Source organism: Chryseobacterium sp. FR048, assembly GCF_056844665.1.
The window spans coordinates 340,924-366,198 of the sequence record NZ_JBXDSE010000006.1; the positions used below are offsets into that span (position 1 = coordinate 340,924).

Annotated in this window: 23 protein-coding genes; all 23 read left to right on the forward strand. The window is 36.3% G+C overall.

The annotated features are described in order from the left end of the window. Positions 1-65 precede the first annotated feature (65 nt). The 23 genes from AC106K_RS18340 (at position 66) to AC106K_RS18450 (ending at position 25,275) form a co-directional block, all read left to right on the forward strand. Entirely contained in the window at positions 66-626 is a 561-nt protein-coding gene (locus AC106K_RS18340; RefSeq protein WP_002983540.1) for an NADH-quinone oxidoreductase subunit B, read from the forward strand. A gap of 6 nt (positions 627-632) precedes the next feature. Next, positions 633-1,127 carry an NADH-quinone oxidoreductase subunit C gene (locus AC106K_RS18345; RefSeq protein WP_482446889.1) on the forward strand — a complete coding sequence of 165 codons (495 nt, stop codon included), beginning with the start codon at positions 633-635 and terminating at the stop codon, positions 1,125-1,127. A gap of 76 nt (positions 1,128-1,203) precedes the next feature. Then, positions 1,204-2,427, forward strand: coding sequence for an NADH dehydrogenase (quinone) subunit D (gene nuoD / locus AC106K_RS18350; protein WP_047096007.1), 1,224 nt, complete (start codon positions 1,204-1,206; stop codon positions 2,425-2,427). Between the two features lie 102 nt (positions 2,428-2,529). Then, positions 2,530-3,039: an NADH-quinone oxidoreductase subunit NuoE family protein gene (locus AC106K_RS18355; RefSeq protein ID WP_047096008.1), complete on the forward strand. Its 510-nt coding sequence runs from the start codon at positions 2,530-2,532 to the stop codon at positions 3,037-3,039. Between the two features lie 110 nt (positions 3,040-3,149). Beyond that, positions 3,150-4,508 carry an NADH-quinone oxidoreductase subunit NuoF gene (gene nuoF / locus AC106K_RS18360; protein WP_482446890.1) on the forward strand — a complete coding sequence of 453 codons (1,359 nt, stop codon included), beginning with the start codon at positions 3,150-3,152 and terminating at the stop codon, positions 4,506-4,508. A gap of 5 nt (positions 4,509-4,513) precedes the next feature. Further along, positions 4,514-5,425, forward strand: a complete 912-nt coding sequence (locus AC106K_RS18365) for a hypothetical protein (protein WP_482446892.1) — start codon at positions 4,514-4,516, stop codon at positions 5,423-5,425. A gap of 41 nt (positions 5,426-5,466) precedes the next feature. Then, entirely contained in the window at positions 5,467-6,465 is a 999-nt protein-coding gene (locus AC106K_RS18370; RefSeq protein ID WP_482446893.1) for an NADH-quinone oxidoreductase subunit G, read from the forward strand. Positions 6,466-6,644: 179 nt separating this feature from the next. Next, the gene (gene nuoH, locus AC106K_RS18375) at positions 6,645-7,709 is read left to right on the forward strand and encodes an NADH-quinone oxidoreductase subunit NuoH (RefSeq protein WP_482446894.1); all 1,065 of its coding nucleotides are present in this window, start codon (positions 6,645-6,647) and stop codon (positions 7,707-7,709) included. A 123-nt stretch (positions 7,710-7,832) separates the two neighbouring features. Then, on the forward strand, positions 7,833-8,390 hold the full coding sequence (locus AC106K_RS18380; RefSeq protein ID WP_047096012.1) for a NuoI/complex I 23 kDa subunit family protein: 558 nt from the start codon (positions 7,833-7,835) through the stop codon (positions 8,388-8,390). Continuing rightward, positions 8,390-8,887 (forward strand): NADH-quinone oxidoreductase subunit J family protein, encoded by a 498-nt coding sequence (locus tag AC106K_RS18385; protein WP_047096013.1) that lies wholly within the window; start codon positions 8,390-8,392, stop codon positions 8,885-8,887. The genes AC106K_RS18380 and AC106K_RS18385 overlap by 1 nt, the downstream gene beginning before the upstream one ends. A gap of 4 nt (positions 8,888-8,891) precedes the next feature. Beyond that, complete coding sequence (gene nuoK / locus AC106K_RS18390) at positions 8,892-9,221, forward strand: NADH-quinone oxidoreductase subunit NuoK (protein WP_047096014.1); 330 nt, start codon at positions 8,892-8,894, stop codon at positions 9,219-9,221. A gap of 2 nt (positions 9,222-9,223) precedes the next feature. Continuing rightward, positions 9,224-11,137: an NADH-quinone oxidoreductase subunit L gene (gene nuoL / locus AC106K_RS18395; RefSeq protein WP_482446896.1), complete on the forward strand. Its 1,914-nt coding sequence runs from the start codon at positions 9,224-9,226 to the stop codon at positions 11,135-11,137. A 2-nt stretch (positions 11,138-11,139) separates the two neighbouring features. Beyond that, positions 11,140-12,633 carry a complex I subunit 4 family protein gene (locus AC106K_RS18400; RefSeq protein ID WP_482446897.1) on the forward strand — a complete coding sequence of 498 codons (1,494 nt, stop codon included), beginning with the start codon at positions 11,140-11,142 and terminating at the stop codon, positions 12,631-12,633. A gap of 16 nt (positions 12,634-12,649) precedes the next feature. Beyond that, positions 12,650-14,029 (forward strand): NADH-quinone oxidoreductase subunit N, encoded by a 1,380-nt coding sequence (locus AC106K_RS18405; RefSeq protein WP_482446898.1) that lies wholly within the window; start codon positions 12,650-12,652, stop codon positions 14,027-14,029. 146 nt (positions 14,030-14,175) lie between these two features. Further along, positions 14,176-15,255: a hypothetical protein gene (locus AC106K_RS18410; RefSeq protein WP_482446899.1), complete on the forward strand. Its 1,080-nt coding sequence runs from the start codon at positions 14,176-14,178 to the stop codon at positions 15,253-15,255. 39 nt (positions 15,256-15,294) lie between these two features. Continuing rightward, entirely contained in the window at positions 15,295-15,798 is a 504-nt protein-coding gene (locus AC106K_RS18415; RefSeq protein WP_482446900.1) for a DUF4280 domain-containing protein, read from the forward strand. 17 nt (positions 15,799-15,815) lie between these two features. Further along, positions 15,816-18,833, forward strand: a complete 3,018-nt coding sequence (locus AC106K_RS18420; RefSeq protein ID WP_482446901.1) for a peptidoglycan DD-metalloendopeptidase family protein — start codon at positions 15,816-15,818, stop codon at positions 18,831-18,833. Beyond that, positions 18,833-19,861 (forward strand): hypothetical protein, encoded by a 1,029-nt coding sequence (locus AC106K_RS18425; protein WP_482446902.1) that lies wholly within the window; start codon positions 18,833-18,835, stop codon positions 19,859-19,861. The genes AC106K_RS18420 and AC106K_RS18425 overlap by 1 nt, the downstream gene beginning before the upstream one ends. Positions 19,862-19,896: 35 nt before the next feature. Further along, entirely contained in the window at positions 19,897-20,529 is a 633-nt protein-coding gene (locus AC106K_RS18430) for a hypothetical protein (RefSeq protein ID WP_482446903.1), read from the forward strand. A gap of 106 nt (positions 20,530-20,635) precedes the next feature. Beyond that, the gene (locus AC106K_RS18435; RefSeq protein WP_482446904.1) at positions 20,636-21,541 is read left to right on the forward strand and encodes a hypothetical protein; all 906 of its coding nucleotides are present in this window, start codon (positions 20,636-20,638) and stop codon (positions 21,539-21,541) included. A gap of 71 nt (positions 21,542-21,612) precedes the next feature. Beyond that, a complete protein-coding gene (locus AC106K_RS18440) occupies positions 21,613-22,182 on the forward strand; it encodes a hypothetical protein (protein ID WP_482446905.1) in 570 nt (189 codons plus the stop codon). Positions 22,183-22,493: 311 nt separating this feature from the next. Next, on the forward strand, positions 22,494-22,730 hold the full coding sequence (locus tag AC106K_RS18445; protein ID WP_482446906.1) for a hypothetical protein: 237 nt from the start codon (positions 22,494-22,496) through the stop codon (positions 22,728-22,730). A 229-nt stretch (positions 22,731-22,959) separates the two neighbouring features. Then, positions 22,960-25,275, forward strand: coding sequence for a GAF domain-containing protein (locus AC106K_RS18450; RefSeq protein ID WP_482446907.1), 2,316 nt, complete (start codon positions 22,960-22,962; stop codon positions 25,273-25,275).

Genomic DNA, 25,275 nt, shown 5'->3' on the forward strand with positions numbered 1-25,275 from the left:
TTTTGAATGATGGATTTTGAATCTAAAATCCAGAATTTATAATTCAAAATCTAAAATCAAAGAAAATGTCAGATAAAAAACCAGTAATAAGAACAGATGCACCTGCTCCCGAAGGCTATGAAGGAGAAGGGTTTTTCGCAACAAAACTGAGCAGTGTAATCGGGATGGCAAGAAAGTTTTCACTTTGGCCGTTGCCATTTGCAACCTCTTGTTGTGGTATCGAGTTTATGGCTACCCTGAACCCTACTTATGATGCTTCAAGATTTGGTATGGAAAGAAACTCTTTCTCTCCAAGACAGGCAGATATGCTGATGGTTTGCGGAACTATATCAAAAAAATTAGGACCAGTCCTTAAAGAAGTGTATACCCAGATGGCAGAGCCGAAATGGGTAGTGGCAGTTGGAGCTTGTGCTTCCAGCGGTGGTATTTTTGATACCTACTCTGTACTTCAGGGAATTGATAAAATTATTCCGGTAGACGTTTATGTTCCGGGATGTCCTCCAAGACCAGAACAGATCATTGAGGGCGTGATGCAGGTACAGGCTCTTGCAGAAAGCGAAAGCATCAGAAGAAGAGATATGCCTGAATACCAGAAATTATTAGATTCTTACAACATAAGCAACTAAACGGAAATGACAAACGAATTTGTATTAGAAGCAATCACCAGAGAATTTCCGGAATCTGTTATTTCAAGCTCAGAACCTTATGGAATGCTGACCGTTGAAGTAAAAAAAGAAGATATAAAAAAAATCATTCATTATCTTAAGGATTCATCATTGGAAATCAACTTCCTTACCGATGTTTGTGGGGTTCACTATCCTGAATTCCCGGAAAAGGAAATAGGCGTTGTATACCATTTACATAATATGATGACCAATTTCAGATTACGTCTGAAAATTTTCATGTCCAGAGAAAATATCGAGGTAGACTCTCTTACAGAGCTATATGCAGGCGCTAACTGGATGGAAAGAGAAACGTATGATTTCTATGGGATTAAATTTAAAGGTCACCCGGATCTCAGACCTATCCTGAATATGGAAGATCTTGGATACCACCCAATGTTGAAGGAATATCGACTTGAAGACGGTACAAGAACCGACAAGAACGATAGTATGTTTGGAAGATAAAAAAATAATGCAATAAGCAGTAAGCAGCAAGCAATAAGCTTAATGCCTAAAGCCTATAGCCTAAAGCATTTAAATTATGAAAGATAACTCATTATCTAATATACTCAACCAGTACGAAAGTAAGGAACAGATTGACGGGCAATTGTACACCCTGAATCTAGGACCTACCCACCCTGCTACGCACGGGATTTTCCAGAATATCTTAACGATGGACGGAGAAAGAATCCTTCACGCTGAGCAAACAGTAGGATATATCCACAGAGCATTTGAGAAGATTTCTGAAAGAAGAAACTATTCTCAGATCACTACCCTTACTGACCGTATGAATTACTGTTCTGCACCTATCAACAATTTAGGTTGGCACATGACAGTAGAAAAGCTGATCGGTGTTAAAGTTCCAAAGCGTGTAGACTATATGCGTGTGATTCTAATGGAACTTGCGAGAATCGGTGACCACCTGATCTGTAACGGGGTAACCGGGATGGACTCAGGAGCGATTACAGGTCTTACGTATATGTTCATCGAAAGAGAACGTATTTATGATATGTATGAGCAGATCTGTGGGGCAAGGATGACGACAAACATGGGAAGAATCGGAGGATTTGAAAGAGATTTCACCCCTAAATTCCATGAGTTATTGAAAGACTTCTTAAAGACTTTCCCGCCAAGATTCAAAGAATTCTGTACCCTATTGGAAAGAAACAGAATTTTCATGGACAGAACCATCGGTACAGGAGCTATTTCTGCCGAAAGAGCTTTAAGCTACGGATTCACTGGTCCAAACTTACGTGCAGCAGGAGTAGATTACGATGTAAGAGTTGCACAGCCTTATTCCTCATACGAAGATTTCGACTTTATTATTCCTGTAGGAACTTCAGGAGATACTTACGACCGTTTCATGGTTCGTCAACAGGAAATCTGGGAATCAATCAAAATTATCAAACAAGCATACGAAAACCTTCCGGAAGGACCATTCCACGCGGATGTTCCTGATTTCTATCTTCCTGAAAAGGCAGATGTATATCAGAAAATGGAAGCATTGATCTACCATTTCAAAATTGTAATGGGAGAAACTGATGTACCGAAAGGAGAAGTTTATCATGCTGTAGAAGGTGGAAACGGAGAATTAGGTTTCTATCTTGTGAGTGACGGAGGAAGAAGCCCTTACAGACTTCACTTCAGAAGACCATGTTTCATCTACTATCAGGCATATCCTGAAATGATTACAGGTTCTGTCATTTCAGATGCCATTGTAACGATGTGTAGTATGAATATTATTGCGGGAGAATTAGACGCATAAAATTGTAAAAAGTACAATGTAGAATGTACAATGTACTTGAAAATATAAATAGTTAATAAATACTTTGTACTTTGTACAATGTACATTTTACAACAAAATAAAATGAGCGAAACAATAGCTTTTAAACCGGAAAGTTTAGCACAGGTACACAAAATTATCGCAAGATACCCTGAAGGAAGACAGAAGTCTGCTCTTCTTCCTGTACTTCACCTGGCACAGAAAGAATTCGGAGGATGGTTAGATGTTCCTGTGATGGATTATGTTGCCGGACTATTAAGTATCAAACCGATCGAAGTATATGAAGTGGCTACTTTTTATACCATGTTCAACATGAAGCCGGTAGGTAAATATGTTTTGGAAGTTTGCAGAACAGGACCTTGCATGGTTTGTGGAAGCGAAAAAATCCTTGACCATATCAGAACGAAACTGAACATTAAGGATGGAGAAACTACTGAAGACGGTATGTTCACATTAAAGCCTGCTGAATGTCTTGGAGCATGCGGATATGCACCCATGATGCAGCTTGGTAAGTTCTTTCATGAAAATTTAACGATAGAAAAAGTAGACGAAATCCTTGAGCTTTGCAGACAGGGACAACTTGCTTTAGACTAATAAAGATTTTGAATCCAGGATTTTGAATGTTGGATTTAAATTCAGTTAATTTTTTTAATAATTATAAAAAGCTGGAAGCCAAAAGCCGATAGCGAAAAGCATAATAAACAATGAGTAAAAAACTTTTACTTAAAGACGCACATATAGAAGGTATTCGCTACTTTGAAACATACCGTAAACAGGGAGGTTACACAGCAGCTGAAAAAGCCTTGAAGATGACTCCTGACGAAATTCTTGAAGAAGTAAAAACTTCAGGACTGAGAGGTCGTGGTGGAGCTGGATTCCCAACAGGGATGAAATGGAGCTTTTTGGCAAAGCCAGAGGGCGTTCCAAGACACCTTGTCGTAAATGCGGATGAATCTGAGCCTGGAACATTCAAGGACAGGTATCTGATGGAATTCCTTCCTCACCTATTGATTGAAGGAATGCTAATTTCATCTTTCTGTTTAGGTTCTAATGTTTCTTATATCTACATCCGTGGAGAATATTCATGGATCCCGGATATTCTTGAAGAAGCGATTGAAGAAGCCAAAGCAGCAGGATTTTTAGGTAAAAATATTTTAGGAACAGGTTTCGATCTTGAAATCTATGTACAGAGAGGAGGTGGAGCATACATCTGTGGTGAAGAAACAGCATTGCTTGAATCCCTTGAAGGAAAAAGAGGGAACCCAAGATTAAAACCGCCATTCCCGGCTGTAAAAGGTCTTTGGGAGAGACCAACGGTGGTAAACAACGTTGAGTCTATTGCGGCAATCGTTCCCATCATTGATATTACAGGTGCTGAGTATGCAAAAATCGGGGTTGGGAGATCTACAGGTACGAAATTGATTTCTGCTTGTGGAAACATCAACAAACCGGGAGTATACGAAATCGATATGACCATCACTGTAGAAGAGTTCATCTACTCAGATGAATATTGCGGTGGTATTAAAGACGGAAAAAGATTAAAGGCTTGTATCCCTGGAGGAAGTTCTGTTCCAATTGTTCCTGCCAACTTATTGCTGAGAACTGTGAACGGAGAGCCAAGATATATGAACTATGAATCATTAGCTGACGGTGGTTTCGCTACCGGGACAATGATGGGTTCAGGAGGTTTCATCGTATTGGATGAAGACCAGTGTATTGTAGAGCATACGATGACATTGGCGAGATTCTATCACCATGAAAGTTGTGGACAATGTACTCCTTGTCGTGAAGGAACGGGATGGATGCATAAGATTTTAAAGAAAATCGAGAAAGGAGAAGGAAAAATGGAAGACATCGATCTACTTTGGGACATCCAGAGAAAGATCGAAGGAAATACGATTTGTCCGTTGGGTGATGCAGCAGCCTGGCCAGTTGCCGCAGCGATCCGTCACTTCAGAGATGAGTTTGAGTGGCACGTGAAAAACCCAGAGTTGTCTCAGACACAAAACTATGGATTGGCACATTATGCAGATCCTATCCCGGCCGTTGAAAAGAATGCGTAGGTAAGATGAAAAAATTATTGGTTGTCGGCTTAATGATGTCGAATTTTGTATTTGCACAGAATAAGAAAACTGATACTGCAAATTATAACAGATCTGTTGAAGAGGACTTGTCATATTTAGTGAGTGAGAAAGAGCAGATTAAAGCTGAAAAAAAGGAAAAACCTTTACCATTAAGCAAAAAAGGTCAGGTTTTCGTATTTTATGGATGGAACAGAGCTGCTTACAGTAATTCTGACATCCATTTTACAGGAAACGGATACGATTTTCAATTGAATAATGTAACCGCACAGGACAGACCTACAAAATTTGGAATCGTTTATTTTGATCCAAGCTGGTTTACTGTAACGCAGTATAATTTCAGAATAGGATATTTTATTAAAGATAATTTAGCCCTTGTTCTTGGAATTGACCATATGAAATATGTGATGGATCAAAACCAGACAGTGAATTTCAAAGGACATATTTCAGATCCTGAATATGCAGCAATGGTACAAAACGGGCAGGTAAACCTTGCAGATGAGAAGTTCCTTACTTTTGAACATACAGACGGACTTAATTATGAAAACTTAGGTCTTGAGAAATACAAAAATCTTATTCATAAGAAAAATATAGATTTAGTATGGTCTTATGGAGCCGGAATCGGATTTATGTTCCCGAAAAGTAATGTAAAACTTTTTGGAAATGAAAGAAGTGACCGTTTTCACGTGGCAGGTATGGGAACCGACATCAGATCCAGTCTTAACTTGGTATTCTGGAAAAACTGGATGCTGAGATTAGAAGGAAAAGCAGGTTATATCAATATGTGGGACATCAAAACCACGTTGAATAATAAACCGGACAAAGCACGTCAGGATTTTGTTTTCGGACAGATTCTGGGAGGAATTGGATATACATTTAATACAAAGAAATATAAATAACAAAGCCTATTGCTTAATGCATAAAGCTTAAAGCATACAATATGAGCGAAGAAGTTAAAAAATTCAAAATAACTATAGACGGACAGACTACCGAAGTGATGCCGGGTACTTCTATTCTGGAAGCAGCAAGACAAATCGGTGGAAAATCTGTACCTCCTGCGATGTGTTACTACAGCAAGCTGGAAACCAGTGGAGGGAGATGTAGAACATGTCTTGTGGAAGTTTCCAAAGGATCTGAAGCAGATCCTCGTCCTATGCCGAAGTTGGTAGCAAGCTGCAGAACGAATGTAATGGACGGAATGGAAGTAAAAAACCTTACTTCTGAGAAAGCTCAGGAAGGAAGAAAAGCAGTTACTGAGTTCCTATTGGTGAACCACCCGCTGGACTGCCCTATCTGTGATCAGGCTGGTGAATGCCACCTTCAGGATCTTGGATATGAGCATGGAAATCTTGAAACAAGAACAGAATTCGAAAGAAATACTTACGAAGCAGATGATCTTGGACCACACATCAAGCTGAACATGAACCGTTGTATTCTTTGTGCAAGATGTGTATTAGCAGCCAACCAATTAACAGGTGAAAGAGAGCATGGTATTCTTTTCAGAGGAGATCACGCTGAAATTTCTACTTACTTAAATAAAGCTTTAGACAATGACTTCATCGGAAACGTTATCGACGTTTGTCCTGTAGGAGCATTAACGGACAGAACTTCTCGTTTCGCCAGCAGAGTATGGTTTACAAAGCCAATGAATGCTACTTGCAAATGTGATAAGTGTTCAGGAAAAGCTGTAGTATGGATGAAAGGTGATGAGATTGTAAGAGTTACTGCAAGAAAAGACCAGTGGGGTGAAGTTGAAGAATTCATCTGTGATACCTGCCGTTTCGAAAGAAAAGCATTATCAGACTGGAACATCGAAGGTCCTAGACATATCGACAGACATTCTGTAATTTCATTGAACCACTACGAAAAGCCTAAAGATGAGCTAAGAGTTTTAGACAATCCTATGGCTAAGGAAATCAGTGAAAAAGACGAAAAATAGAATAGCTTGATGCCAGAAGCTGGAAGCTGGAAGTTTTTAATCACAAAAACTAGAGCCCACTTTTAATTTCAACTGTTTTAAAAAATATAAAAAATTTGGTAATGTGATGAAGAGTTGATGCCAAGACGTAATTAACTTCCAGCTTCCAGCTCCCATCTTCAAACATTTAAAAATAAAAAATGGATTTACTTACATTTAAACTTATACTTGTACTAGCACTTTTCCTGCTTTCGCTTACGATTGCAGCCTACTCTACCTGGGCAGAAAGAAAAGTTGCCTCTATCATGCAGGATAGAATTGGTCCGAACAGAGCTGGACCTTTCGGATTGCTGCAACCTCTTGCTGACGGTGGAAAATTCTTCTTCAAAGAAGACTTTACGCCTGCCAATGCTGAAAGATTCCTTTTCGTATTGGGACCGGCTTTAGTAATGTTTATTTCATTGATCACGGGAGCGGTAATTCCTTGGGGTAAAAGTTTAAATATTGCAGGTACTTCTTTTGATCTTCAGGTGGCTAATATTGACGTTGGTGTACTTTTCATCATCGGAATGGCTTCCATTGGGGTATACGGAATCATGATCGGAGGTTGGGCTTCGAACAACAAATATTCATTATTAGGTGCTATCCGTGCTTCTTCTCAGATGATTTCTTATGAATTGGCAATGGGACTGGCACTTCTTTCTATCATTATGATGTCTGGAAGTTTAGACTTAAAAGAGATCACTGAAAGTCAGACTGGTGGAAAATTATGGGGAGTTATTCCTTGGGGTTCCGGAATGAACTGGAATATTTTCTATCAGCCAATTGCTTTCCTTGTATTCTTTGTAGCCGCTTTAGCAGAAACCAACAGACACCCTTTCGATTTACCTGAGTGTGAATCTGAATTGGTAACAGGATACTCTACAGAATACTCTTCCATGAAGTTAGGTTTATATATGTTCGGGGAATACGTGAACATGTTTATCTCTAATGCTTTCATGGTGGTACTTTTCTTCGGAGGTTACAACTATCCTGGTATTGAATGGGTAACTCAGAACTGGGGAGAAAACACTGCCGGTATCTTAAGTATCGTAGCATTCCTTACGAAAACAGTAGTCGGAATTTTGATCTTCATGTGGATCAGATGGACACTTCCGAGATTCAGATATGACCAGTTAATGCACTTAGGATGGAAAACATTGATCCCAATGGCATTGGTAAACCTATTAGTTACAGGAGCTGTAATTTTAGCGTTTGGAAATTAAATTATCTAAACCTGACAAGTTGTAAAACCTGTTAGGTTTGTGTGAATATTGAACATTAAAAATTAAGATAACAGACAAGATTAGTCTAAAATCTGGTGTCTAACATCTAATATCTATAATTAAATGAAATTAACTAACAGATCAAAAGTTGTTTCCAACAAAGAAATGACCCTTGCTGAAAAAATCTACCTTCCTGCGATCTTTACAGGAATGGGGATTACATTTAAGCATGCTGTAAGAACCGTGATAAAGGGTGCTCCCGCAGTATATTCGTATCCGGAAGTACAGAAGCCAAGAACGACTATCTGGAGAGGTCAGCACGTTTTGAAAAGAGACGAGGAAGGCAGAGAAAGATGTACTGCCTGCGGACTTTGTGCGGTAGCTTGTCCTGCAGAAGCTATTACGATGACTTCTGCTGAAAGAACTAAAGAGGAAAAAAATCTTTACAGAGAAGAAAAATATGCTTCAGTATATGAAATCAATATGCTGAGATGTATCTTCTGCGGTATGTGTGAAGAGGCTTGTCCTAAATCTGCCATCTATCTTACCGACAGATTGGTGGATGTGGAAACCAACAGAGGTTCTTTCATTTACGGAAAAGATAAATTAGTTGAAAAAATAAATGAAAGGATTGACATCACAACAAGACAATCCGAGAAACAAAAAAATGCGGTAAAATAATGGATCAGTTTTTATTTTTCTTGGTGGCCTTTTTAGCAGTGGCAAGTGCAGTATATTTTGTATTTGCAAAAAATCCTTTATATGCTATTTTGTCATTGATTGTTACGATGTTTTCAATTGCCGGAATGTACATCCTTCTGAATGCACAGTTCCTTGCAATTATCCAGATTATAGTTTACGCAGGTGCCATCATGGTACTTTTCCTTTACATCCTGATGATGCTTAACCTTAATAAGGGAGACGAAAGTAAGAAAGGAAATACTTTAAAATTTGTTGGAGTATTTACGGCAGGTCTTCTTTTAGTAGGAGTATTAGGAGTATTCAGAGGAGTGAAAGACAACCATATTGTAGTGGAGAATGTAGACAGAGGGGTTGGTCTTACGAAAAACCTTGGTAGACTTTTGTTCAATGAATATGTTTTACCGTTTGAGCTTGCTTCCATCCTTATTTTGGCAGGTATTGTAGGTGCGGTATTAATCGGTAAAAAAGATTTATAAAATTATGGGAGAAGTAAATACATTTATACAAAGCATTCCTTTGGATTACTTCATTATCCTTTGTTCAGTATTGTTCTGCTTAGGAGTAATGGGCGTATTGCTTAGAAAAAATGCTATTGTAATGCTGGGCTGTGTAGAGCTTATGCTTAATTCTGTCAACCTTTTATTGGCTGCTTTTTCAGCATACAAAGGTAACGGAGACGGACAGCTTTTAGTGTTCTTCATTATGGTAGTGGCAGCTGCTGAAGTAGCGGTAGGTCTGGCAATTATTGCTATGCTGTATAGAAATACCCGTTCTGTAGATGTGAGTATATTTAATAAATTAAGAGGATAAGAATGGAGAATTTAGTATATGCAATAGTACTTTTACCACTTTTAGGGTTTCTTATTAACGGTTTATTCGGAAAAAATCTTCCAAAAATATTGGTAGGTTCTTTGGCTACGGCAATGGTTTTCGGATCATTCTGTATCGCTGTAAGTCTTTTCATGAATTTCAATTCTGAAAGCCAGCCTGTAATCGTAAAAGCTTTTGAATGGTTTAGAGTAAACGGAGTTCAGATCAATTTTGGATTCCAGATCGATCAGCTTTCTTTAATGATGGTAATGATCATCACGGGTATCGGTTCACTGATCCACTTATACTCTATCGGATATATGAGTCACGATAAAGGATTCTATAAGTTCTTTACTTACCTGAATCTTTTCATCTTCTCAATGTTACTTTTAGTAATGGGAAGCAACTACCTGATCCTATTCATCGGATGGGAAGGTGTAGGTCTTTGTTCTTACCTGTTGATCGGATTCTGGTATACCAACGAAGAATACGGTAAAGCAGCAAGAAAAGCTTTCATCATGAACAGAATTGGTGACCTTGCGTTATTGATCGGTATTTTCATGATTGCTTCTCAGACCAATGCTGTAGATTATCTTTCTGTAGCAGAAAACGCTTCAAAATTTGAATTGGACGGAACGGTGATCATCTTTATCACAGCGAGTTTATTCATCGGTGCTACCGGTAAATCTGCTCAGGTTCCTTTATATACATGGTTACCAGACGCGATGGCGGGACCAACTCCTGTTTCTGCGTTAATTCACGCGGCAACGATGGTAACAGCGGGTATCTATTTAGTAGTAAGATCTAACTTCTTATTTACTTTAGCACCAACGGTACAGGGAGGAATTTTATTCATCGGATTCTTAACGGCGGCTTTAGCAGGATTCTATGCATTACGTCAAAACGACATCAAAAAAGTATTGGCCTACTCTACTGTTTCACAGCTTGGATTTATGTTCATTGCTTTAGGTCTTGGAGCTTATACAACAGCTATGTTCCACGTAATGACACACGCTTTCTTTAAAGCTTTATTATTCTTAGGTGCTGGTTCTGTAATCCACGCTATGAGCAACGAGCAGGATATGCGTTTCATGGGAGGTCTTAAAAAATATATTCCTCTTACCCACGCTACATTCCTTATCGGGACATTAGCGATCTCAGGTTTCCCTTTACTATCAGGGATGATCTCTAAAGACGAAATTTTAGTAGCAGCTTTCGCTAAAAACCCTGTTTACTGGGTAATCTTATTTGTTTTAGCGGCAATGACTGCAACCTATATGTTCAGACTATACTATCTGACTTTCCACGGAGAGTTCAGAGGAACTGAAGAGCAAAAACACCACTTACACGAAAGCCCGTCTAATATGACATTACCATTGATCGTATTGGCTATACTTTCTGTAGTTGGAGGTTTCATCAACTTGCCACACTTCATTGGTCACGGACACTATGCTAAATTGATGGAATGGTTAAAGCCTGTTCTTACCGAACAAAGCTACAGCCAAATGGAAGCGACTCTTTCCGGAGTACCTTTCAATACTGAAATGATGTTATTGGCAGCTACAGTTCTTATGTTCTTCTCTGTATGGTTCATCGTAAGAAATACCTACGTGAAAAAGAAAAAAATGGCTGTGGCAGAAGAAAACTATACCGGATGGGAAAAGCTTTCTGCTAAGAAATTATATGTTGACGAACTTTACAACGCATTGATTGTAAAAACTGTTGAAGGATTAGGACGCGGAGGAAAGATGTTTGATAAGGGTATCTTAGACCGTTTTGTGAACTTTGTAGGTGATGGTGCTGAAGACAGCGGTAAAGCTATGAAGCGTGTACAAAACGGAAATGTAGAGACGTATATTCTTATCATGTCTTTAGCTGTGGGAATTATATTAATTGTTAACTTTTTATTACAATAATAATGTCTTGTTTATTATTAACATTATTACTATTACCTCTAGTAGGTTCGGGATTAGTTTTTGCGTGGAAGAGTAATTCCAGCAAATATTTGGCACTTGGGATCGCATTGGTACAGATGCTCCTTACGTTCTATGTACTTTCGGATTTTGATTTTACTCCGACAGTAGACAGCGTATTGCAGCACGAGATCAATTATCCGTGGTCACAGTTTATGAAGAGCTCTCTTCACTTCGGTATCGATGGAATGAGTATGCTTCTTTTATTGCTGACTAACATTTTAGCGCCTATCATCATTTTATCTTCTTTCAACGAAAGTGTAAACTACAGAAATACATTCTACGGATTGATTCTGTTGATGCAATTCGGTCTTGTAGGAGTATTTACTTCTCTAGACGGACTATTGTTCTACATTTTCTGGGAAGTAACTTTGATTCCAATTTGGTTTATTGCCGGACTTTGGGGACAAGAGAATAAAAGGTTTGAATTTACTACGAAGTTTTTCGTATATACATTCGTAGGATCTTTATTTATGTTAGCCGGATTGATCTATGTGTACAACCACTCTGCATCATTCGCTTTAACGGATCTATACAATGCACAACTGAACGAAACACAACAGACTGTGGTATTCTGGTTCATTTTCTTTGCTTTTGCAGTGAAATTACCGGTATTCCCTTTCCATACATGGCAGCCTGATACGTATACCTACTCTCCTACTCAGGGATCGATGTTGTTATCTGGTATCATGCTTAAAATGGCGGTGTACGGGGTAATGCGTTATTTACTTCCAATCACTCCGCTTCCGATTGCAGGAATTTCCGGACAAATTGTAATCATTCTTGCTATTGTGGGAATTGTACACGGAGCACTGATTGCGATCATCCAAACGGATATGAAGAGAATCATCGCTTATTCATCTTTCTCTCACGTAGGATTGATGGTAGCGGGTATCTTCGCTTCTGCAGTAGTTACTTTAAGAGGAACTTTCAATGTAGAAGGTGCTGAAGGAGCTTTGGTACAGACTTTCGCTCACGGTATCAACGTGGTGGGATTATTCTACTGTTGTGATATTTTATACAAGAGATTTAAATCAAGAGACATCAGACAAATGGGTGGATTGGCAAAAGTTGCTCCTAAGTTTGCGGTGTTATTCCTGATCATTATATTAGGTTCAATGGGAGTTCCATTGACCAATGGATTCATCGGAGAATTTATCCTGTTGAAGTCAGTATATGATTTTAACGGAACAGCAGCAATAATTGCTGGTCTTACGGTAATTCTTTGTGCAGTATACTTATTGAGATTCTACGGAAAAGCAATGTTTGGAGAAGGGAATGCAGAAGTATTAAGTACAGCAAAAGATTTATCAGGGGTAGAATTTTCTGTATTGGCAAGTTTAGCGGTTTTTGTGATCTTACTGGGTATTTTCCCACAACCGGTAATCGACATGGTGAGTAGTTCGGTGAAGTTTATCTACCAATCAATGGTAAGTTAATTTGATATTTTAAGAAATGAGTGTTTTAATTATTGTTTTCCTAACGGCAGTTATTGCGTTATTTTCGGGAGTTTTTGAACAAGGAAAATTCGCAAGATACATTGGGATTTTGGGATTAATCATCGCATTGTATGTAAGTTTCATGCCTGAATGTTCGTTCTTCGACCATTACAAGCATATGTATGAATACAGTGCCAATACCGCATTATTCACAAAAATATCAATCGTAACAACTTTATTGTTATTCTTTCTGGGAGGTTTTGCGTTCAGCAATCACAGAAGCCACCAGTCTGAATTATATGCACTGATGCTGTTTGCATTATGTGGTGGAATCGTTCTTTTCGGATACCAGAATATGGTTACCATGTTCCTAGGTATTGAGATTCTTTCTATTCCATTATATGTAATGGCAGGTGCCAACAAAACTGATCTGAGATCAAACGAAGCTTCTATCAAGTATTTCCTAATGGGTGCTTTCGCAACAGGTTTCTTACTGTTCGGTATTGCATTTATCTACGGAAGTGCAGGAAGTTTTGATCTATATAAAATCCATGACTTTGGAGTAGCGAATCCTGGAAACATAATGTTTATCCTTGGAGTATTGCTTATCCTTTGTGCATTGGCATTCAAAGTGGCATTAGCTCCTTTCCATATGTGGAGCCCTGATGTATATGCAGGTTCACCTTCATTGATTACGGCTTTCATGGCGAGTGTGGTAAAAATCTCAGGATTTTTCGCACTGTTCAGATTGATGACTATCGGATTTGCCGGAGTTACTCATGAATGGATCAATGTTTTAGGAGTATTCCTGATCATTACTTTACTTTTGGCAAACGTTATGGGTCTTGCTCAGACGAATGCAAAAAGAATGTTGGCTTACTCTTCAGTATCTCACGCCGGATACATCGGGTTGGTATTCTTCGGAATGACGAGCCTTTCTACTTATAACCTGGCATTCTATTTATTTGCCTATGCTTTATCTACAGTAGGAGTTTTCATGTGTCTGATCTGGGTAGAGAAATTAAAGAGAGAAACTTCTTTCGGAGCATTCAAAGGATTGGCAAAAACAGAACCTTTACTGGCAACAGCAGCAGCAATCTCTATGCTTTCAATGGCTGGAGTTCCGCTAACGGCTGGTTTCATGGGGAAATTTGCTTTATTCTCCCAGGCAATGAACGGAGCCGCTTTCTTAGTATTGGTAGCTGTTCTAGGGTCTGCCCTATCGATCGCTTACTATTTAAGGCTGATCATCGCGATGTTCTTCTTTAAAGAATCTACATTCAAATCATCAGAAAAAGTAACACTTACTTACAACATCATTGCAGTAGTAATTATTGCCGCAATTATCATCCTGGGGATCTTCCCGGATCTGTTTGCAAGAGTGTTCGGACTATAGAACGTATATTAAAGATATATTACAAAAAAACCTTTCAGTTATCTGAAAGGTTTTTTTTGTCAGATTTTTTATAAATTACACCGGAGAAACCAGATCTCCGTATTGAAAACGATAATCGTGATCATTAATTATTAAACACCTGCCACATGATTACCTACATGACACTTCCGGGCGATACTTTGGAAAAAATTGCGTCCGATCTGAAAGTAGAAAACCCTATATACCTCAAAGAATTTCACAATAAATATTGTGCTCTACAGAACCGGCTTGTAGAACCTATCCACCTGAAAACCGGAACTCTTCTCCACATTCCTTTCGGAGAGGAAATCAAAAAACTCAACCAGGAGATCAATGATAATGGTAATAGTTTATATTACCATCCGCCTCATGGGAAAATCCCCTATCCTATTTCCTTATTGGACGGAATATACACCATAAAGCATCAGAAATATCTCGATGGCAACATGCAGACCAGCTATCTCTACCAGACAGAAATAAAATATCTGAAAGCAGAAAAAGAAGATCATTTTTTCTCCATGCAGATTTTCGGATCCCGTAAAAATGGTGAAGAATCTGATTCTAAAATTTCCAGTCTTGCCAAAGCCTGTGCTGCAATCTTATTCCCTGTAGAAATCAAAATAGATAAAACAGGAAAACTGACAGATGCAAAATACTATCATCCGATAGCCACTGTTAAAAATGAACTGGAAGCCTTAAAAAAATATTTCACAGATGGCCTTTCTGCCTCTTATATTGACTTGTTGAAAAAAAGAGTCGAAAATCAGACTCATATCCTGAAAAGCATTCGTCATACGATGCCCGTACAATTTCTTTTCGGGTCTTTTTACAGGGCAAAATATAAAGACTGGACAGATTCTGAAACGTATCATGAATTTATTCCGTGGATAGCCAATGCCTCCCCTATTCGCTTCGAACTTTATAACCGGATCTCTCCAAAAGATCAACATAACGACAATGAGCTTCTGAAAATTTCACAAAATGGCAGCAGTTGTGATTATCGTAATCTCGATCAACTCTATGATAAAAGTTATCAATATCATGAACAAACACCGCTCAATAGCCGTTCAGTCATCTGTCGCCATGAAGCTGAATATACCTTCAACCGCTCAGAACTGCTAATCCGGGAAATTACCGCAAGCTTTGAACTCCAGATCGGAGACACGGTAGAAAAGGATATTTTCATGATGGAAAGGCAATTAAAATAAATTAGTATCTTTGAAACAACACCAAAAAAAACGCAAAATATGTCCGGATCCGCATCACCGCATGACGGAAAACATTTCGTCATACAAAAAGGAAAAGCTCAGTGTAACCAGGGAGACCTGTTTCCACAGTTTAAAGTAACTTCCCATCAGAAACATTATTGGAACAACGAAGAGGGGCAGGCAGATTATCTGGCTGTCACCGAGGATGACCTTCAGTTTAATCCTCAAGGTCCAAGTTTCGGAAAATGCAAACTCAAGCCAACACCGGGCGGATACCTACCCTGCGCTTATGCCCCGGCAGGAAAATGGCAGAAGACCTATGAAAAAGTAAAGGTAATGGGAAAGAGCTGTATCACTGAAATTTCAGAACTCATGTGCTCTACCGGTGGAAAGATCACCATCATGGAACACGGACAGACTGCAGCAATGAATCAACAGAATGTAAAAAATGCAGATCCTCAGGAACAGCATCATATCAATCCTTTTGTAGATTTTAAAGAATTTCAGAAGGAAACAGAAGGTGATGAAGCCGATGCCTATTAACCAAAAACTTTTCAACCATGTCAAAACAAGGAATTTATAAAATATCGGGAAATACAAAACCTAAGGTGGGTGAGCTGGTTACTTACAAAATTGACGAATGGTATCCTGCCACCCCAAGAGAAAAAAGAAATCCGGCACTCGTTACCTGGCATCTGTTCAAAAAGGTGAACGGAAAATTTGTTCCCACCAATATCAAAAAGAAAGGAATCAGCAGTTTTACCTTTAATTCTACAGCCTACAAAGATACTTTCAGAATTGAAGCCTACCTTCACAGTCCGGAAGGCAAAGCTCCTATGGCATTGGTCGTACAACCCCAACCCAGCGATGTCCCAAGAATCAATAAAGTTGAATTAAAATACATAGACAATAGTCCGGGAACTGTCTTCAGTTTTATGGAAAAACTGGTGGCAGAAGCCAAATGCATGAATCTGGAGGGACAATATCTGCAATTCACCCTTTGGGAAGATGATGCCAAAGATGCAGGTCATCATAATAAAAATCTACTGATCGATAGCAAAAAGGAAAAAGTAATCAACGGAACTGCCAGAGCAGAATTCACGCTGACACATGCGCTTATGAAAAAAGCGATGGAAGGTGAAACCAATCCACAGCAATTACAATTTTATGTAACCGTGGAATATTACTCCAATAAAAAACATGCAACCAATAATGTCAATATCAATACTCCTGAGGAATTGCGTACCCCACCCCGCCAACCTCAACCTCAACCTCAACAGCCTGCCCCAGCTCCTGAACAGCCAATAGAACCACAAACAGCTCATGGACAAGCTAATAATACCCAACCAGCGACACCGCCAATATCCGGAGGCGTTTCCCCTACCATTATTAATCCTGTAAAAACAGAGGACCTTCTGGACGCTTATTTTGCGAAAAAAGAATACACCAGACAAACCGGAGAAGAAGATGGTACCCATACGTATACTTTTGGAGGAAGTAAAAGCGGAAACAAAACAGCTACAGCTGAAGAGAAAAATAAAGTGGCCCAGACTATTCTTGGTAAAATTAAAGACAGCCTGAAATCTCAGAAAAAATATACTACCCTTGAAGTGATCGCCGCAGCATTAACTGCTGAAGCTTATGGTAAAGATACAGTCAATCAAAAAACTGTAACATTTAAAACCTTTAAATTAGGAGCAGACTTCAAAAAAGTAGATACTGCCCCATTGGATGACAAACTGTATCTGGTAGCCAGAACGATGCTTCTGGATGGAAAACAGGTCACCATTTCCATCAAAGAAAAAGATGGAATCATCAAAGGAACCGCAGATGCAGTCCTACCTGTTCTTGAAATTACCGAAGAACAGATGGCACAAAAAACACCTGCCGGACAAGCCGTTCCGGGAAGTGAAAAAACGGTATTCACAGGAACCGTGAAAGATAATATGGTCAAAATCCCGATTCATCTCCGTCCAAAATCTGAAGAAGAGCTGAAACAATGGAAAGATAAGATCAGCAAAGGAAAAGAAGACGGAACTTACACCTATACATTCGGAAGTGCTACCAACATAGACAATGAAACTAAAAAGACTTCTATAGCTAAAATTATCCTCGACAACGCCAAAAAAGGAAATGCCAAAAATCCTAAAATAGAAAACGGAAAGTCTTCCAGTGAAGAAGAAATAAAAAAAGCTTTAGCCATAAAAAACTACCAAGCCGGAGATGCCATTACCTTTAAACTCCTGAAAAAAGTTCCGGAATTCTTGTATCTTCACGCCAAAGCACAGGGAGAGAAGCAGTATGATAAAAAGTTCCTGAATAAGGAGGGGGCGTATTTCCAGATTGGTAAGAAATGTGAATGTGAGGAAAGGGTAAGAGCTTTCATGAGAGTAATCCGGATTGCAGAAGGGACAGGAGAATATGTTAAAGGGTCAAAAATCCCACGTAATCCTGAATTGGGTTATACAACTTGGTTTTCGGGAGGTGGAAATAATTTTTCAGATTTGACAACTCATCCCCAAACTATAAATTGTAATAGTACAAAAACACTATGCTCTTCAGCAGCAGGGGCTTATCAAATAATGGGTTGGAAGTTTGATGAACTTAATGGCTATTTAATACAAGAACATAACAATACTTATAAAACTGTAAAACCGCTTGTTTATACAGTAGATACAGATCTAGCTAAAAAATATAATGCAAAAGGATTTAGTAAAATATCACAAGATAGGTTATGTCTTATAATACTTATGAAAAAGAATATCATCCCAAGTATTCTAAAAGGAAATATTGAAGAGGCTATTGATAAGGCTAAAGGAATATGGGTTAGTCTTCCAGGAGCAACAGCAGGGCAACCAACAGCAAAAATGCAGGAAACATTAGACTATTATAATGAGTTTTTTGAAAAAGAAAACTCTAAAGAAAGTAATTTACATGTATTACCAGGATTTCTAAAAGAATTTGGCTATGAATGTCAATGTGAAGAAGAGGATACTTCAAGTTTATGGCACGATCCAATTGATAATCCTGAAATTACATTATATAATTTTTATGGTAATTACAATCCGGCAGGATCTTCATTTGGTCTAGTTCGAAATAATGGCACAAAAAATCATCAAGGTTTAGATATATTTGCACCAACGGGCACAGAAGTTAAGGCTTGCCTTGATGGAAAAGTTGTTATTGCAAATCAAAATGATGGAAATTGGGGTAAATTAGTTGTAATAGAAATTAAAAAAGAAGATTTAGATAATTCAAGAAGAGATTATAAATTACAATACGACGGAGAAATAGAAAAGGGAGCTAATTATGGAGCTTCAAATCACAGGTTTTTACGCTACGCCCATTTAAGTAAAATTTTAGTTTCTGATCAGCAACTTGTAAAAGCAGGAGATGTAATTGGATTAAGTGGTAAAACAGGAAATGCAGAGAATCAGCACATACGAGCAAGACATTTACATTTTGATATTGCAAATGTTAAAAATGCAGGAACTGGAACCGGACAAAGAGAAAACCCTGCATTTTACGTTCGGTTAGTTCCTCCAAATAATGATAGACAAAAAAACAATACAAATTAATGAAAAAGCTTATAACAATAGTGTTTACATTAACACTTTTATGTTCTTACAATTGCAAACAACATTCAAGTCATACTAAAGAAAATGAGAATAGAACTGCTAATGTAGATCCAGATCAATTCTCAACTAAGAATAAGAACGACTCATATTTTACGTATGAAAAATGGAGTACGATAAATAAACCACAAGAGATTTATCAAAAATCTGGATTAACCATACAATTAAAAAATTTTTTAGATGAATCTAAAAATATTGGAGGAAAAAAAATTTTTGTTAATAATAATGAAATTGATTTTATTGTAACTGATGCATATGTTTTTACTCCTTTTATATTTGTTGACGGCAATGAAAAAATACTTTTAATTCAGGAAGAAGATGAATCTGGAATTTATGGGTACAGATTATATTACTTCGATAAAGAAAAATTTATAAAAAAAGAATATTTAGAAATAGCACCTGAAAAAAAAGTTGAAATTGATAAGTTTATTAAATTTAAGAATCAGACTAAAAATATAGCAGCAATTATTCTTACCAATAAATATTATGATACAAAACTTGATAAGATTAAACCATCAACTGATAGTCTTATTATAAGTAAAATACCTATTCAAAAAAAGATTGAGATTTCTTCTCACGATAATACAAAAAATAATATAATTAAAATCAATGTTTTAGGAATATGGAGAACTAAATGTAATACTGATGATCATATAAGTAATATTTTATTTTATAATAAAAACGAAGGAGAATTAAGTATGTATAATAATGCAAAACTTGTTTCAAAAATGATGGTAGAAATTTCTCCAGATAACAAATTATTAAAATATGTAGGAACAAATATTATTGGAGAGGGAGTACATGTGAAAGAAATAACTGCACTTACAAAAGGAAATGTGATTGCAATGATTGAAGGTATTGATGAAAATAAAATATCAATACATTGGTTAGGCTTTGAAAAAGAAGAGTTATTTATTAAAAATCCTTTTGGCAAAGGAAATACTACTACATTAATAAAATGCAATGAATAATTTAAGCTTTCTTATAAAAAAATACTCGTAATTATATGATAAAAGCATCTCAGATTTTATCATTGATTACCATTATTCTTATTAGTTGTAATCAATCAACTCAAGAAAATAATGATTATAAGCCTATATCGAAGAATCAGAAAGTATTAAAATCAGAAAATATTAAACCAAAAGCTTCTTCAGAAGTTGATTTTGATATTATAAAACCATTTAAACATGTCGAAAATGAAAGCATGTTTGAAAGTGATGATATTAAACTAATTTCCAAAACGGATAATAGTTTTATGCTTACAAAAAAAGATTTTGCAATAGATGATATTGATTTGTCAGATTCAAATTATGAAGGACCAGGCTATAATATAACCTTATTTAAATCTAAACAAAATAAAGAACTCGAAATTGTTATCCTTGAAGCTACGGCAGATATTGGAACCGATTGGTATTATGTGATTATTCTAAATAATGAAAGTCTGGTAGATAAGTTTTATATAAAAGAACCAAGAGCAGACTCTGAAAATACAAATATTGGAGATTTTATAAAGATTTCCTTGAAAAAGGATATACTTAGTTTAAAATTCAGAAAAGATAAAGTTGCCAGATATTCTAAGAATACAGAAAATTTCAAAAGTGATGATCAGTATTTCTATTTAACACGGAAATTGAAATAATGAGACACAAAATATAAAATCATTATTAATTTATTTTTTCTCAGTGATTACAGTTCGAAAATAGCAATTAGATTAATCAATCCAATCTCATAAACCAGAGCTGATTATGAATAGTAAAAAAACACAGAAAAATACATTGTTCGTCTTACTTCTACTCGTCGTAGGCATTAATAATGCCTGTAAAAAAGAAGAGCAGAAAATAGATACTAAAAAGATACCTCTAATTTCCAATATTTATTCGGAAATTAAAGTTGAAAAGGTTAAAATAAAAGAAGACTCAAAAAATATCCTCTATGAACTAAGGACTTCAGGAATAAGAAATATCTTTCTCAACTTAGATTCAGAAAAAGAAATTGCAACTTTAGAAATTGATCATCAAAAAATTATTACTGATCTTAATTTTACCTATGACATTACAGCTAAAGATGCTATTGATGAAATTAAATTACTCATTAATGATAAAAATAATCTTATATTTTTATTTCCTGAAACTACTGAAGAATTTTTAACCTTTCAGGTATTAAAATATGATAAATTGAAAAAAACGTTTTCAGACAGTAATTTTTATTTTGAAACTCATGATAATATTCATAAGCTTTATATAGATTCCAAAGCAACCATATCCGAACAAAACAATTCATATATATTAAAAATTGGGGCTTATCAATTCAAAGGAAATTTTCAACCTAAAAATTTTGTTACTGATATATCAAATATAAATATTGATCCATTTATCGGGAATTATACCACTTGTATTGATAATAAAAGAGAAGATTCTATTAAATCTGAAACCTGTTACGAAATATCAATAAACTCCAATACGATTTCCATTGATGCAAATACCTCAACATGTAAAGGTAATTACAACATTAATAAAATCGAAAAAAATGAAATGAGTATGGAAAGCAAGTCTGATCCAGATTGTATACTTAAAATAAAAAGAGAAAATAATACTTATTTTATCAATATCAAGAATTCGAAAGATTGGTATCCTTTAAAGAGAGAGAGATGAAAAATTTAACTTTCCTTATTAATTTAAAGTGAAAAGACTAGAAAATTATATGAAAACAAAATTTGATAATAATGGAAATCCAATTAAATAAAATTTTATTAATAAGTATATTATTTCTTTTTTCATGCAAAGGAGATGCTCAAAAAAATAAGAAAACGTTCCAACAGCATGAACAGAAAACTCAACAAGAAATTAATTTTTTTGATAAAAAATATCATGCTAGTTTTTCTATGCTTGTTGACGAATCTACTATTGCAGATCATCCAATACAAACATTTCTAGACTGTACAGATAGTTATTTCACTATTCACTATATACCAAAATCTCAAAGTTTAAAAAACTTTTGGAAAAAGGAATATTTTGAAAAGAATAATATAGAAATGATAAACCAAAATAAAGAAAGTGGAAACATAGAAGCAATCGTAAAAAAAAATATAAATGATTATGACGTTTTTTGTTATTATGTTTCATCTAAATTCTTAAAGACAAATTCGCATTGTTCAACTGAAAGCGTATTTTTAGATGACAAAACCCGAGCACAGATATATAATTATAATGCAAAAGAAAATAAATGGAAGCTTATCAAAGAAATACAATCAAGTCAAATACCTCCAATATTAGATTCAAAGTATTTTATGTAACATCGAATGTTATAGAAGACTCCGAACAATATTATAATTCTGCAAGAATAAAAGGTAATACTCCTTATCAATTTTATAAATTCTCCCTAGAAGAAGATAAAGATAAAAGATGAAGCGGCTGATCCAAGAGCAATGGGGCAAATCAATTTGGAAATAAATGGAAAAATGGTAATGTTAAAAATTGATTCTTATGTTGAGAATGTTCAGAAAAGTTTGGAGGTTGTTACTGAGTATAAAGAGGAATTAAAACTGAAAGACCTTTCCACCAGAAAATTTCTTACAATATTTCAGAAGTCTAGGGTAAAATCATTATGAATGGAGAGTTAATGGAATCAATAGTTAAAACCTCTGATCAATATGAAATTAAAAAAAAACAAAATAAAAATCTTTTTATAATCGGAATATCAATATTATTTTCCTGCAAAGAAAAAAAACAGGAGACTATTCATTCTGATCCAACAATACCTTCTGAGACTTCAATAGCCTATTCAGCTCATGAAAAGGATAGCTTAAAAAAAGTAATGAACTTAAGAGATCAAAAAAAATGAAGAAAGTATTTCCTCGATAAAAAACAAATTTCAATTCCCTCGGGTGAATATTTTACGATCAATGAACAATTAGAAGATTATGGAATCTCTCTAAAAATAGAGAACAGTAATAATATACCTGTATGATATAAAATTGTGCAAAAACATCGGCTTATTATAGACAATAAAATAAAATTTCCGTACTACCCATGTTCCGCTTTTTTCATAACTTTACTCTAAATTTCAGCTCTTGACCAATCTTTACAAAAAAGACTCCCCCTTTCAGGTTTATATATCATTCAAAAAGTATTTGGATGTATTGGAACATATCCGTTATAATGACCGTCTGGAATACAGAGTCAACTATGCGGAATCCCTGATCGAGAGCACCAAAAATTTCAAAGAACTCCGGGAAGGCTTTCAGGACATCACCTTACTGGAAAAATACGAAGATCTTATCAGGGTACTTTTGGCAGACCTCTTTCCTACCGGTCTTACCAAAAATGAAATAAAAGCGGCAAGTATCCCACTTTCTAATATTACCTTTAACTATACCGAAAGGTTTAAAGATATTCTGAAAGATGCGGGAAAAGATTTTGAAATAGAACTCAGAAATATTACAGATAATGAATTTTATGTGTTCTGCTGCTGCCTGATCCTTCAGAGCTACTTCAAAAAAGATATAAAAAGTACCATCCCTTTCTATTATGATATTCCCAATAAACAGGGAATCATGAAGCACTATAAGATTACGGTAAACTCAGATTTTACAGAAATTATTCCTACGGAAACAGCCAAAATACCTGCTGATGATATTCTGGATATGCTTCTGGAAAATCTGGATGATTTTCAGCTGTGGAAGAAATATTTCCCTTCACAATCCTGGATTCTCAAAGGGTTTACCATCATCTCTCTGGTAGACTGTACCTCTGAGGTTGCCTTGTCTGACCTGAAATCAAGCATGATCGAAATTGATCCTGAAAATCTAAACCCGAATGAAAATCTGACCGAGATCTTCAAATCGTATTTTGATGTCCCAGACCTCAGCTTCGGATTGATGACTTTCAATAAAAAGGAACAGAAGCTCGACAAACTTCCCATCTATGAAAGTCTTCTGACCAATCATATCCTTGATTTCTGGATCAATACGTTTGATGAACAGACCCGTATCAATACGTTCAATAATTTAAATCATAATTCAAAGCCGGTTGTTGTTTCCAACGTTAATAATCTGGATGAAAATATCAAACAACTGCCTTCTTTCAATATCCTGAAAGATAATAATGTCAATAGTTTCATGGTCATCCCTATCATGAAAGACAATGAGCTTTTGGCCATTATGGAATTTACATCCCCTATTGCAGGCAGTTTCAATGGTTTAAAGCTCAAAAAAATGGAGTTTTTCACAGATATGATCCTTTTCTCACTCAGCAGGTTTTATTTTGAGAAAAATTATCAGATCGAGGCAATCATACAACGGGAATATACCACCATCCACGACAGTGTGATGTGGAAATTCAGAAATGAAGCTGAAAAATACTTTACGGCATCCCTTGGGAAAAAAATACATAGTTTAAAGGAAATATCGTTCAAGAACCTTACACCGTTATTTGGAGTATCAGACATCCGTTCTTCTTCAGAAAAACGGTTCAATCTGATGCTGCAGGACCTTAATCAACAGATTGAAAGGCTCAATGAGATCCTTACCCTTACCAATTCCGATTCGGAAAAATTTTTGCTGGCACTGGATGTTTTTGAAAATGAACTGAACAATGAGATCAAAGCGGATACAGAACAGCGCTTTCAAAGACTGTTGAGAGAAGAAATTCATCCTTTTTTACAGGGAAAACTTGAAGTAAAAACGTCCCGAGAAATTAAAGCAAAAATCAAGGACTATTTCTCACAGGTTATGGCCCAGACCGATCTTTTCTACAGCCACAGAAAAAATCTGGATGATTCGATAACGCTTCTCAACAGAAAACTGGCAGATATGCTGGATGAAAGCCAGATCAAAGCTCAGGAGATCTTTCCACACTATTATGAAAGATTTAAATCTGATGGTGTAGAGCATAATCTTTACATAGGACAGTCTATTTCTCCGGACCTGCATTATACATCTAAAGTAGTTCATAAGCTGAGATACTGGCAGCTGAAAACCATCTGTAAAATGGAACTGGAATTTCAGTCCTTTAAAAAGGATCTTCCTATCCAGCTGGACATTGCTTCTCTGATCTTTGTATATAACGAAAAAATAGACATCCGCTTCAGAATGGATGAAAAACGCTTCGATGTGGACGGCGCCTACAATTCCTATTATGAGATCATCAAAAAGCGCTTAGACAAGGCCCATATCAAAGATTCCCCAGAACGTATCACAGCTCCCGGAAAGATTACCATCGTTTACTTCGGAATGGAAAATCAGAAAGAATACCTGGAATATATTTACAAACTACAGAAAAAAGGCGTTCTGCAGCATGATATAGAGTTTTTGAAGGTGGAAGATCTTCAGGGAATTACAGGATTGCTGGCGTTGAGGGTTTCAATCAGTCAGCAAGATCATCTATAA